At 39.6% G+C, this 12,929-nt stretch carries 12 protein-coding genes and 1 pseudogene; 10 read left to right on the forward strand and 3 right to left on the reverse strand.

The features are described 5' to 3' along the window. Positions 1-613 precede the first annotated feature (613 nt). Positions 614-772: pseudogene (gene cas6f / locus H5183_RS02855) on the reverse strand (type I-F CRISPR-associated endoribonuclease Cas6/Csy4); the annotation flags it as partial. 385 nt (positions 773-1,157) lie between these two features. Between cas6f and H5183_RS02860 the strand changes: the two are divergent. From H5183_RS02860 to H5183_RS02895, 8 genes are all read left to right on the forward strand, one after another. Continuing rightward, positions 1,158-2,111 carry a slipin family protein gene (locus tag H5183_RS02860; RefSeq protein WP_145234179.1) on the forward strand — a complete coding sequence of 318 codons (954 nt, stop codon included), beginning with the start codon at positions 1,158-1,160 and terminating at the stop codon, positions 2,109-2,111. Between the two features lie 18 nt (positions 2,112-2,129). Further along, entirely contained in the window at positions 2,130-2,582 is a 453-nt protein-coding gene (locus tag H5183_RS02865; RefSeq protein WP_182730887.1) for an NfeD family protein, read from the forward strand. 320 nt (positions 2,583-2,902) lie between these two features. Continuing rightward, positions 2,903-3,577 (forward strand): ABC transporter ATP-binding protein, encoded by a 675-nt coding sequence (locus H5183_RS02870; protein ID WP_182730888.1) that lies wholly within the window; start codon positions 2,903-2,905, stop codon positions 3,575-3,577. Continuing rightward, the gene (locus H5183_RS02875; RefSeq protein ID WP_149980037.1) at positions 3,571-4,542 is read left to right on the forward strand and encodes an efflux RND transporter periplasmic adaptor subunit; all 972 of its coding nucleotides are present in this window, start codon (positions 3,571-3,573) and stop codon (positions 4,540-4,542) included. The genes H5183_RS02870 and H5183_RS02875 overlap by 7 nt, the downstream gene beginning before the upstream one ends. Then, positions 4,532-5,692, forward strand: coding sequence for an efflux RND transporter periplasmic adaptor subunit (locus H5183_RS02880; RefSeq protein ID WP_145234188.1), 1,161 nt, complete (start codon positions 4,532-4,534; stop codon positions 5,690-5,692). The genes H5183_RS02875 and H5183_RS02880 overlap by 11 nt, the downstream gene beginning before the upstream one ends. Continuing rightward, positions 5,689-6,885: an efflux RND transporter periplasmic adaptor subunit gene (locus H5183_RS02885; RefSeq protein WP_182730889.1), complete on the forward strand. Its 1,197-nt coding sequence runs from the start codon at positions 5,689-5,691 to the stop codon at positions 6,883-6,885. The genes H5183_RS02880 and H5183_RS02885 overlap by 4 nt, the downstream gene beginning before the upstream one ends. Continuing rightward, positions 6,885-8,120 (forward strand): ABC transporter permease, encoded by a 1,236-nt coding sequence (locus tag H5183_RS02890; protein ID WP_145234192.1) that lies wholly within the window; start codon positions 6,885-6,887, stop codon positions 8,118-8,120. Before H5183_RS02885 ends, H5183_RS02890 begins: the two co-directional genes overlap by 1 nt. A 29-nt stretch (positions 8,121-8,149) precedes the next feature. After that, positions 8,150-8,995, forward strand: coding sequence for a patatin family protein (locus tag H5183_RS02895; protein ID WP_257326988.1), 846 nt, complete (start codon positions 8,150-8,152; stop codon positions 8,993-8,995). A gap of 155 nt (positions 8,996-9,150) precedes the next feature. On the opposite strand, the gene H5183_RS02900 is transcribed toward H5183_RS02895, so the two are convergent. Next, positions 9,151-10,776: a methyl-accepting chemotaxis protein gene (locus tag H5183_RS02900; protein ID WP_182730891.1), complete on the reverse strand. Its 1,626-nt coding sequence runs from the start codon at positions 10,774-10,776 to the stop codon at positions 9,151-9,153. Positions 10,777-10,916: 140 nt separating this feature from the next. Here H5183_RS02900 and H5183_RS02905 point away from each other — a divergent pair, with 140 nt between their 5' ends. Together H5183_RS02905 and H5183_RS02910 are read left to right on the forward strand one after the other, a co-directional pair. After that, entirely contained in the window at positions 10,917-11,729 is an 813-nt protein-coding gene (locus H5183_RS02905; RefSeq protein ID WP_257326987.1) for a transporter substrate-binding domain-containing protein, read from the forward strand. Between the two features lie 200 nt (positions 11,730-11,929). Then, positions 11,930-12,400 carry a DM13 domain-containing protein gene (locus tag H5183_RS02910; protein ID WP_182730892.1) on the forward strand — a complete coding sequence of 157 codons (471 nt, stop codon included), beginning with the start codon at positions 11,930-11,932 and terminating at the stop codon, positions 12,398-12,400. A gap of 98 nt (positions 12,401-12,498) precedes the next feature. Here H5183_RS02910 and H5183_RS02915 read toward each other — a convergent pair whose 3' ends face one another. Beyond that, entirely contained in the window at positions 12,499-12,903 is a 405-nt protein-coding gene (locus tag H5183_RS02915; protein WP_182730893.1) for a GFA family protein, read from the reverse strand. Between the last annotated feature and the right edge of the window lie 26 nt (positions 12,904-12,929).

The raw sequence follows: 12,929 nt of genomic DNA on the forward strand, positions 1-12,929 counted from the left end.
TTAACATCGGCGTTTGAATCCATCCATGGAGCTTGGTTACATCGGTCATCCATGACCTCACTTCCTCAGGCTGCGAAACTCCGTTTCGGTCCCTCGTCACCTAAGCTGCCTGTGCGGCAGTGAACGTTTGCAAGTCTCAACAGGGGGAGACTCGAACTTTCTAAGCTGCCTGTGCGGCAGTGAACATGATGAACCAAGTGTTCATGACTTTGCTAGATTTCTAAGCTGCCGTGCGGCAGTGAACCCGTATTACTTTGACAGGTACATCCTCTGAAATTTCTAAGCTGCCTGTGCGGCAGTGAACTTCGCATGACCATAGACGCTAAGTCGCTCTTATTTCTAAGCTGCCTGTGCGGCAGTAAACATAGCTATAGGACGAGCGGTTGATGTAGCTACTTTCTAAGCTGCCTGTGCGGCAGTAAACAATCTAAATGGTAAAACTTCTTTTTAGTTAATTTTCTAAGCTGCCTGTGCGGCAGTAAACTATAGAATATCAGCATAAAAATAAGTTACAACAAGCCATTAGGTTAAATATTACTATTTTACCTTATCAAAAACGATATGTTATAACCCATTGTTTTTATAGAAAATTTTAAAGAGAAAAAATAAAGGGTTAAAACCAAGGTATCGTGGCAACTTTACTTAATCCATAAGAATCAAACTTACCATCAATAGGTTTATCTTTTAAATCACTAAACGCAAAGAATTTGCGATGCACTTGTTCTGTTGAACCGCTGAACAAATCTAGATAAGGATTATCAGCAGCACCAAGTACATATTTACATTGTTTGAAAAAATGTGTACGTTGTTTTGGGCTAAACGTGGCGCGGGTTTTATCATTACATAGAGGTGAGTTTAACCATCTAAGGTATTCACTTTGAGTTTGCTAATCTTAAATTAACTGAGATGCTCACAAACAGACTTCCTTTTCTGCCTGAACGATTTGCCTTAAATCAAAAATTAAACATGCTTTCTGTGTGCATCTTCAAAAAACATGACCATAATATGCAATCGTAATTAACTTACCGACATACTTTGTCACGATTTTTCACTAGCTGGGCTTACAGCTCAATGGTAATGTAGGGTTAGTCACGTTTATAAGTATATAAATTAAATATGTGACACGCCATATTGGCCACTATTAAAGGAGAGTATCTATGGACCCGATCACGCAAGTTCTCAACATGTTATTCACTGTTGAGGCGTTTTTACTCATTTTTGTTTTAGTACTGCTAAAAAGCAGTGTTAAATTTGTGCCACAAAACCGTGCGTGGCTCATTGAACGTTTTGGTAAGTATCAATCAACTAAAGAAGCAGGCCTAAACTTTATTGTGCCGTTTGTTGATCGTATTGCCGCTGATCGTAGCTTAAAAGAGCAAGCTCAAGATGTGCCGTCGCAATCTGCTATTACCAAAGATAATATTTCATTGATTGTTGATGGTGTATTGTATTTCCGTGTTATGGACCCATACAAAGCCACTTATGGTGTTGATGATTATGTGTTTGCCGTTACGCAATTATCGCAAACAACGATGCGTTCAGAGCTTGGTAAAATGGAGCTGGATAAAACCTTTGAAGAACGTGATGTACTAAATACTAATATTGTTGCGGCAATTAACCAAGCCGCAGATCCTTGGGGTATTCAAGTATTACGTTATGAAATTAAAGATATTGTGCCACCGCAATCAGTAATGGAAGCGATGGAAGCACAAATGAAAGCGGAACGTGTTAAACGTGCACAAATTTTAGAATCAGAAGGTGATCGTCAAGCTAATATCAATGTCGCTGAAGGTAAAAAACAAGCGCAAGTACTAGCCGCTGAAGCAGAAAAAGCCGAGCAAATCCTGCGTGCTGAAGGTGAAGCTAAAGCCATTATTGCGGTAGCCGAAGCACAAGCTGATGCACTACGTAAAGTAGGTGAAGCAGCTGATACTGAGCAAGGTCAAAAAGCCATTCAATTAGACCTCGCATCAAAAGCAATTGCCGCAAAACAAGCCATTGCTAAAGAATCGTCAGTTGTTTTATTACCCGATAACGGCACCGATGCCAGCTCTATGGTAGCGCAAGCGATGTCGATTATTAATACCTTAAATACCAAACAAAAAGGTTAAACTGTAAAGGAGCAAACTATGGAGTTCATTACCAATAATTTAGCCCAAACACTGATGATTTTAGGTGTACTGGCACTGATAATTGAAGTAGCAGTGCTGGGAATGTCGACCTTTATATTGTTGTTTTTGGGTATATCATTATTTGCAACTGGATTAATGATGAACTTCGCGCTGTTAGAAGACTCATTAACCACCGCACTTTGGAGTAATACCTTGGTCACCGCCGCATGCGCTGTTTTACTATGGAAACCGCTAAAACGCATGCAAGATAATGTTGATCATAAAGAAGTGAAAAGTGACTTTGCAGAGCTTGATTTTGTGCTCACTAGCGATGTTGATGATTTAGGTGTTAGTACCTACTCGTATTCCGGGGTGAGCTGGAAACTAAAAAGCCAGCAACCACTAAGTGCTGGCACCCATGTAAAAGTGGTAAAAAAAGAAGTCGGTGTTATGTGGGTTGCAGCAATTTAACCTAGATGTGGGTATAACACTCTGAATATGCTGTATGATTTTTGACCTTAAAGCCAGCCAAGTAATTCTTTTATCGAATTACTTGGCTTTTTTGTAACAAAAAATATTCGCTAAACCCGCTCAACTCTTGGCTAAAACGCAACAAATCAACGGTAAAACCACGCAATTGTTAACTTATGATGATTTAATTAGCCTTTAAATGTTAAAACAATTAAAGGCTGCAAATAGACGTATATTTAACTACTAGATTTGGACTTGTGTCTCGCTATAAAACTCGCTAGTTTAACCAATCAGATAATAATAAAAACAAAAGTAACTGTATGATCAGGGTCGAAAATCTTTGCCGTACTTATGGTGCAGGCGAAACGCAAGTCATTGCATTAAGTAATGTTTCATTACATATTAAAGAAGGTGAGTTTGTCGCCGTGATGGGCGCTTCCGGTTCAGGGAAGTCGACTTTAATGAATATCCTTGGGTGTCTGGATACACCAACCTCAGGCAGTTATTTGCTCTCTGGTGAAAGTATTAAAGAAATAGATGACGAAAGTTTGTCAGCTATCCGCAATAAAAAAATTGGCTTTATATTTCAAACCTTTCACTTATTAACTCGCCTTAGTGCTCAAGAAAATGTGGCTTTGCCACTGCGTTATACCGATACTCCAAAACAGCAAGCCAGTGAGCGCGCTATGGCGATGCTGGATAAGGTTGGCTTGCAAAATCGCGCACGCCATAAACCATTTGAAATGTCCGGTGGTCAGCGGCAACGAGTTGCTATTGCCAGAGCACTAGTAAATGAGCCAAAAGTCATTTTTGCTGATGAACCAACGGGTAACCTCGATAGTAAAACCTCTCATGAAATTATGCAGTTGCTTTGCTCACTCCACCAACAAGGACATACTTTGGTTATGGTAACCCATGAAGAAGATATTGCTGCTTATGCTCAGCGAATTATTCGGATGAAAGATGGCATAGTCATAGAGGATAGCGGATGTTAAAAAGTCAATGTTTCAAAGCCTGTTTAGGATTATTACTTTGCAGCTTAGCTTTCTCAAGCAATGCGCAAAGTTTGTTACTCAGCGGTGAGCTAAAAGCCAGCGATAAGCAAATTTTTTATGCTCCAAAATCAGACAATTGGCGAGTACAAGTGCAATGGATGATGAAAGAAGGCGAAATAGCGCAACAAGATGATGTTGTTGTGGTGTTTGATAGCGGCTCAATTGCCACTGAAATTGAACAAGATGAAGTAAGTTTAGAGGCCGCCGAAGAAGAGCTGCTTAGGATCACCACTAGCAATCAAGAAAAACAAATAGAAGCTGAGTTTAACTTTAAGCGCACGGAGCTTTTACTAGCGCGTGCCCGTATTGATGCAGCTATTCCACACGCTAACTTAAGTACCTATGATTATCAAAAAAATCAGCTCGAACTTGAAAAAGCCCTGATCAATAAACAAAAATCATCCGAAGAACTCAGCCAAGTTAAAACTGAAAATACCGTTGCGCGCAATAAGCAGCTACTGACTATTGAACAACTAAAAACAGACCTTGCATACAATAAAACGCAACTGGCAAGTATGAGCATTAAGGCACAGCGTACAGGGCCCGTTTTATATGCAAACCATCCGTGGAATGGCGAAAAAGCATTTGTTGGTATGACAGCCCAACCAGGCTGGAAAATTGTCGAAATACCGGCCATGAGTGAACTCTACATTGAAGCCTGGGTACACGAAATTGATTATCAACATTTACAACTTGGCCAACAGGCGCAATTGTTATTTGACGCCTATTTACAACAGCCGCTCAATGCGACTTTAAGCGAAATTTCAACTCAGCCAGAAGAACGCCTTCAGTGGGGCAAAGATGCCTACTTTAGAACTCGCTTTAACTTTAACGCTCAGAACTTAAAACTGTTACCGGGCATGAGTGCAAAATTAACAATCGGAGAAGACTCTGATGAATCATAACGTTTTATGCATAATATTGAGTATGCTGCTATTAACTGCATGTAATGACGATGAGCAACAACATTATCTGGTGAAAAAGAGTGATATTGCTATCACGGTTAATGCCAATGGCGAACTGGAGTCATCAACCAGTGCGATCATTGCCCCGCCGTCGGTTGCTCGTATGTGGCAATACCAAATTAAGACTATGCTAGCGGAAAACACCCAAGTTAAAAAAGGCCAAGTGGTGGTATCGTTTGACGATAAACAAGTTCGCGATAAGCTAATCGACAAACAATCTTCATTAGAGCGAGCAAAAAAACAGCTCGAAAATGCGCAAAATAAAGAACTTATCAAAGAGCAAGAACTGACCCTCAGCGTTGCCGAAATGAAAATGAACTACGATAAAGCTAAACGCAAAGCAGAGATTGTTGATCAATCTCGTTCTGAAGTTGAACGTAAAAAGTCACAAATTGATTTTACTATTGCAAACAACGATCTAACGCTTGCTAAAAGTAAGCAAACGTTTCAGCAACAGAGCAAAGAACTAAACTTAAAAATGGTGCAAAGCAAAGTTGCACGGCTGCAAAGTGAGGTAGACGGGTATTTACAAGATATTGAACGCCTTAAGGTAAAAGCCCCAATTGATGGGCTGGTAATTTATAAAACCAATTATGAAGGTGAAAAGTCATCCATTGGCGAAAGTGTGCAATTTGGTCAGCCTGTTATTGAGCTTGCTGTACTTAAAAATATGCAAGTAAAAGCACAAATCGATGAACCCGACAGCGGTAAAATTGCCCCAGGGCAAACAGTTAAAATAACCATTGATGGCAGTAGCGAACTAGTTGTGTCAGGGAAAATAAAGAGTTTGGGTCGTGTATTTAGAGAAAAGTCATATCAAGATAAGCGTCGGATTGTGGATGCCATTGTTAGTATTGATAATATTGACACCAGTGTTATTCGCCCAGGACTTACTGCGCGCTTAGAGATCACCACCGCTCGCTTACCTCAAGTATTGAGTATTCCTTTAACCAGTTTGCAATATGATCAACAAGGTCCCTATGTTGCAACCACTGAAAATAACAAACAATTTATAGAGATAAGTCACTTTACCGATAATCTCGCCGTAGTTAAAAGCGGCCTACAACTAGGCGACGAGGTAAAATTATGAAAACGAGCTTTGCACTTAGCTTAATCGTTACAGCTTTATTTATCAGCGGTTGTTCAAAAGAACATGAAATTCAAAACGCGCTTACTTATACGGTTAGTGAACATAGTTTTAAAACTGAGGTTGAAGCCAAAGGGCATTTGATCGCAGCAAATGAAACCCTGATTGTTGCGCCAGCATCAAGCCGTGGGCCACAAACTTTAGCATGGTTAATGCCAGAATATAGCCAAGTTAAAAAAGGTCAGGTCATTGCTCGTTTTGATGGCGAACAAATGCGTCGGCAAAGCCAAAAAAACACTAATCAAGCGGCTTTAGCAGCGCAAGATTTAGCACAAAAATCAGGAGAAATAGATAAAGATAAGACTATTTTAGAGCACGATATTGTATTGGTTAATGAAGAAAAGCAATTTGCCGAAGATTACTCAATTGAAGATGAACGCATTCGCTCTAAATTAGATATTTTAGAGTCACAACAAAATGTTGAGTTTTTAAATGCAAAACATAACTACTACGACTGGCAAACTGGCCGTTTTGAGCAAAGTGCCACCGGAGAGTTGATGTTATTAAAAATGAAAGAAGACCAATACAAACAAAAATTAGCAACGTTGAACACTAACCTATCATTGCTTGAGATCATCGCCCCTCACGATGGCTTATTAACCCATAGTACTAATTGGCGCGGCGAAAAACCGCGAGCGGGTGAATCCTTATGGCCTGGTCAAAAAATAGCAGCACTGCCTGATGTTAGCCAAATGCAGTTGATATTATATGTGTCTGAACGTGAAGCAATCGATTTAACAGTAGGTCAGTCACTTACATTCAAACTTATTGCATTGCCTGAGCAGCAATTTAGCGGCGAGTTAATCGCGGTATCGCCGTTTCCTAAATCAATAAAACGCGGCGATCCACAAAAATTTTACGAGCTAAAAGCAACGATAAATCAGCAAAATAACGCTTTACGCCCGAGTTTAAAACTCAATGCGACTATTTTAGTGACACCGCAAAGTGAGCGTTTAGTGGTACCCAAACAAAGTGTTTTTACCGAACAAAATGCGCATTATGTTTATGTTGAAGAAGCTGGCGAATTTGTCAAAAAGACCGTTTCATTAGGCAAACATAACCTTAGTCATGTAGAGATCCTCGCAGGTTTAGCTGCTAATGATGTGATCTCACTCATTGATATAAAGGACATCTGATGAAATATTTAACTTTATTTATCGACACCGCCTTAGAGCTTGCACAGCATAAATTACGTACTTTACTGACTTTATTAGGGATGATATTTGGTGTCGGTGCCGTCATTGCTATGCTCAATATTGGTGAAGGTGCTGAACGTGAAGCCATGAAAATGATTGACTCTATGGGGTTATATAATTTGATTGTTAATGGCAAAGAGTTCGATGAAAAAGAACTCAAAGAGCAACGTAAGCATTCGGCCGGTTTAAGCCTGCGTGATGCCCAAGTTGCCCACGACTCGCTGCCTTTTGTTACCGATTTTGCCGCACAAAAAACCATCGAGACGTATCATATTTTTAGCCAATACAACAACAGCGACGCCAATGCCGTAGGTGTAAGCGCTAATTATTTTCAGCTGTCACATTTTCAACTATTTGCTGGGCGTATATTAAATAAAAACGATCAACAACGGTTTGCTCAAGTGGCAATGCTTGGCGCAAATACTGCCAAGCAACTATTTCCGTTAGGTGACGCACTCGGTCAACAAATAAAAATTAACCACTTATGGTTTAAAGTAGTCGGTATTTTACAAGCGCCTTATTTAAAGAAAAAAGAATTTCAAGGAGTCAAACTTGGTAACGAACAAAACCAAGTATTTATTCCACTTAGTACTGCATTACACCGCTTTGAAAGTGGCTTACTTGATAGTGAAGTCAGCAGCTTGAAACTAGCCATTGATAAATCGGTTGATCCAATTGTTGCCGCACAAGCACTGGAACATTTACTGCAAAATCGCCACAGTGATATTGATGATTTTGAATTAGTTATTCCTGCCGCGTTATTAGCCCAGCAAAAACAAACCCAGCAAATATTTAATATTGTGATGTCCTGCGTGGCAGGCATTTCACTCTTGGTTGGCGGTATCGGTATTATGAATATCATGTTGGCGACGGTGCTTGAACGCACTAAAGAAATTGGCTTACTGCGTGCTATTGGTGCAACACAAAAAGACATTCGGATACAATTTATTGCCGAGAGCTTTACCATTTCTATTTTAGGTGGCTTACTGGGTGTGGTATTTGGTATTGGCTTGTCTGAAATTATCTCTATGTATTCGCAGTGGGCGGTATCGTGGTCAATGACCGCCATAGTGTTATCGTTTAGTATTTGTGCGTTAGTCGGCCTTATTTTTGGTGTATACCCCGCGATCAAAGCGTCACAGCTTGATCCTATTGAAGCACTGCAAAGTGATTAACTCGAATGTTAGTAGTTAAAGGAGAAAATTTGGTGAGCAACAACAAACACACCCTTGTTGTAGAAGGTGGTGCAATGCGCGGCATATTTGCCACCGGCGTACTTGATGCGTTCTTAGGGGCACAATACCAACCGTTTAATCGCTGCTTTGGTGTCTCTGCTGGAGCAACTAATATTGCGGCTTATTTATGCCAACAAGCTAAACGTAATCATAAAGTGATCACTGATTATTCATGCCGACCCGAGTTTATTAATTTAGCGCGCTTTATCCGTGGTGGGCATTTATTTGACTTAGATTGGTTATGGCAAACCACCATGGCTGATATTCGTTTAGATCTTGGCACATTTGCAGCACAGAACTGTGAATTTTATATAGTCGCAACCGATATAGACACAGCATCAGCGCAGTATTTAAAAGCGACAGCAGAGCAAATGGAGCAGCAGTTAAAAGCCTCCTGTGCGATTCCTATTGCTTATCGAGATTACCCAGTCATTGATGGTATTGCCATGACCGATGGCGGTGTGGCTGATTCAATTCCGATCCGAAAAGCCTATCAAATGGGGGCTGAAGAAATCACGGTCGTTTTATCACAACCACTTGGATATCGTAAAAAAACCAGTAAGGCCCCATGGTTTACACGCCGCATTTATAAAAACCACCCGGCACTTGCCAGTGCATCTTTAGCTCGTGCTGATAACTATAATGCCAGTATTGCGTTTATTCATAATCCACCTGCAGACTGTAAAATAAATATCATCGCACCACCTGCTGACTTTAACGTTGGCCGCACCACTAAAAACTATCAAAAGCTCAGCGATGGTTATCAGATGGGGATTGTGGCTGCACAGCAACACTTGCAAAACATGCAGCTATAGAACAATGATTTTATCTATAAAAAAGTGTGTGGCAGCTTATTGTTTTTGCTGATGTTGTCACAAAACTGCGCGATCCAAACCTTGTGAAACTAATAAATTTAGACTGTACCTTGTCATTCGTACTCTATTAGTAACAAGGTACACTCATTACAGTGTTATACTTTAAACTCATTTACTTGTTGTTGTAACATACTTGCGAGTAACGCCAACTCCTGTGATGCTTGTGCGTTTTGCTGAGAACTTTCACTCACTGATGCAATACTAGAACTAAACTCGTTGATGTTACTACTTAATTCATGGGCCACCATTTTTTGCTCTTCAGTGGCTGTTGACACTTGCGTGTTCATATCGGCAATTTCGGTTACCTCTTGATTTATTTCAGTTAAAACTTGTGATGAATATTCTGCATGATCAACACTTTCTTGTGCACTACTTTCAGCGTTGCCCATAGCAACAACAGCTTGTTGAGCCATACCTTGTAGCTTGCTGATCATTTCATTAATGCTCGCTGTGGCTTTTTGGGTATTATGAGCAAGCTGCCTTACTTCATCGGCAACAACAGCAAAACCACGACCAGAATCCCCTGCTCTTGCGGCTTCAATCGCAGCATTTAAAGCCAGTAAGTTAGTTTGCTCTGCAACGCCTTGGATCATCATTACAACCTGATTTATATCATTTGTTTGTGTATTAAGGTCGTTTATTAATTGTGTATTTGTATTTACTAACTTAGATAACGTTTGGATTGAGCTAATATTATCAGCAACGGCTTGCTGCCCTTGTTGTGCTTTACTATCTGCATTAGTGGCTTTTTCTGATGTGGCCATCGCATTTTGTGCCACTTGTTCAATCGCACTACTCATTTGCGTAATGGCTGTCGCAATCATTGTAGACTGTTGCTCTTGCTCTGTGGCTGTTGAGGCCACTTGCTCACTAATTGAGTTCATTTCTTCTGCCGCAGAAGATAAAGTTAACGTCGCCCCAGATACATCGGTTACTAAAGTATGTATACGTGACAACATATTATTAAAGTTTCGTGCAGTATCTGCAATTTCATCTTCACCAAGTACATTGGCTCGTATTCGCAAGTCAGCATTATTTGCAATTTGCGTAATGGTATCGCGCAGCGCCACCAATGGGTTTTGAATTGAACGGTAAATAAAATAAGCAATGGCTAACAACAAAAAAATCAACAGTGCTACTGATAGTTTCATCACTAGACTTACTAACGCAAAGTTTTCGTCGGCTTGTTTCTTAAAGTGATTAGCTTCATTTAATTGCAGCTCTATTAAAGCTTGATAGCTTGCGCTTAACGGATCGAATACATTATATAGATCAGTAACAAACTGCTGTTGTGGGAGTGACTGGAAATCCCCTGTGCGTACTTTGTTCAACAAGTTTTTAATTTGCGCTTGAACTGGCTTAAGTTTTTGTTCGACAGTATTTACTAAGCTTTTTTCTTCACTGGTTAAGTCTGTACTAAGGTAAGTATTCCATTCTTTATCGGCTGTATTTTGAGACTGCTGTACTGCCGCAAGTAAATCATTTTGACTAATGGTACCAGCTTTGAACTTATGAAATAAATCAACAATATTAACTGCGTAGTTATCTGACACCGTTTTTATCTGTTTCAATGGTACGACACGGTTCTCATATAAACTGTCAATTCCTTTAACTAATCCTCCCATAGTACTAATTGAATATATGGCAGTAATCGTAAAAATTACAACGGGTAAAAGCGCTAATACAATTAAACGGGAACGGACCAAGTAATTATTTAACATAGTATTCCAAAGCTACATCTTTAATATTTACAAGTATAATACGTAATTCAAAAGCCTCTACGTTTTTATAATATTTTTTGCAACAATGAGGTATTATAATTTTGCTATACTTGAGCCATAAACTTTTAAGTTATAGCTCAATGATGAAATTGTATAATTTTGCAGTGCTCTGGTTATTGTTATTGCCTTTGGCGTTTACTAACTTTGTACATGCTAATGAAGCAATCGTTAATCTTCATTTAGCCAGCCCCAGCACAACAGATACCCCTCGTAATCACTATATTCATGCGCTGTTAACGCTCGCCTTTGCTGAGCAAGGAAAACAGGTTAATTTTATATACTCCATTAGACCAATGAATAAAAAACGCGTGGTGGAAGAGTTGTCAAAAGCAAGCAGTATTAATTTAGCTTGGCTATCGCTCCCTGCTAACAGCTACCCAGATTTACATCATACCTCATTGTCAATTTACCAAGGTTTACACGGCAAGCGATTACTAATAATTAATAAAAATCAACAACCGCGCTTCGCTGAAATATCAACTTCAGCACAGCTGAAGCCTTTAATAGCATTACAAAAGCAGAGTTGGTCTGATTATGATGTGCTTATACGCAATGGCTTCACTGTTAATGGTGAGCTAGATTATAAAGGCATGACTAGAGCACTCGAGACAGGTTTGGCAGATTATTTTCCTCGCTCTGTATCAGCTATTGCCGCTGAGGTGACTAAACTGCAGCATCAAAACTTAATGATTGAACCAACGATCATGTTGCAATACCCGAGTCATTATTATTTTTACACTCATAAACAAAACGATGCTTTACTAATGGAGTTAGAGGCTGGGTTACTAAAACTTCAAAAAAACGGTAAGTTTGAGCAGCTTTATCAACAATTTTTTGGTGACAAAGAACAAGATCTCGCATTATCAACAAGAAAAATTTTCCAGTTAAATTAGCAACAACATAGCTCACATTACTTATTGCGAGCTAACAACTAAGTCAGTTCACAATAGGGTCAAGCACCCTAATAAAGTAAATACTTAAATGACGATTGAACTCGCCCAATCCGATTTTGTAAGCTAGCTTATAACTATAGATGAAGGCATCCGCTTGTTTTGCCCAATATACTGAATATTCTCATGGATAAGGTCTTATTATGATGCGTAAATTGTGGCAGGTAGTCGTTTATCTGATGATATTTTGTGTTGGCTTTGTTGCAGGGTTATACACACTGCCAATTTTAACGGCTCCCCCCTCTCCCAGCAAACTTGAGTTGGCTACACATGCACAACAAGCACTTTATAGTGGTGAATTCAAAGCTGATCTCGCAGGCTCTGATGCTTTGCATTATGGTAACGGCCAAGTCAGATTAACCAACAATATGATCTCTTTTGATGGCATCTTGAGCCCAGGTCCAGATTATCAACTTTATTTAGCTAATCGCTTTATTGATAATGAAGCCGATTTTTTAGCATATAAAGGTACAATGACAAGGGTTGCAAGCGTAAATACATTCGATGGTTTTATAATTAAAGTACCAGCCGATATTAATATTGCACGCTTTAACACTGTGATTGTGTGGTGTGAAAGTTTTGAACAATTTATAACCGCAGCTCAGTACCAATGAACAAGTGCTGGGAAACAACTGCTTTAAAAGCAACAGAGAGTTGCGGCACAGACTATTTACCAGTTTACTTATTATAAAAACACTATCAGCCAACGAACTTAGCGGGTCGGTTCAAAACCATCATAGTGTGGGATATCAGCATTTATTTGCTCCCAATTCGCTTTTGAGCTGACAAAATTATGACTAATTGGCCGCTCTGTAATATCACTATCGAGCACGCCGAGACGCAACCTTAGTCTGCTTATATCATCAAGGTTTTCACTGTAAATTGGGCTACCGCATGCACTACAAAAATAGCGGATACGCCCTAGTTTAAATTCAAAGCTGCTTAACCACTCATTGCCTTTGATTACTTTAAAATCAGCACGATTAATAAACCCGTTAGTAGCAAATGCAGTGCCACTGGCTTTACGACACAACGAGCAGTGGCAATGAATAATGCTCTGGATCGGGCCATCAATTTGCACTGTGACCTTGTTACACAAACAACTTCCTTGATACATGCTAAAACTCTTTTAAAAAATAAGTC

The sequence above is a fragment of the Pseudoalteromonas sp. SR44-8 genome (assembly GCF_014163635.1).
In the GTDB taxonomy this organism is placed as follows: domain Bacteria; phylum Pseudomonadota; class Gammaproteobacteria; order Enterobacterales; family Alteromonadaceae; genus Pseudoalteromonas; species Pseudoalteromonas rhizosphaerae.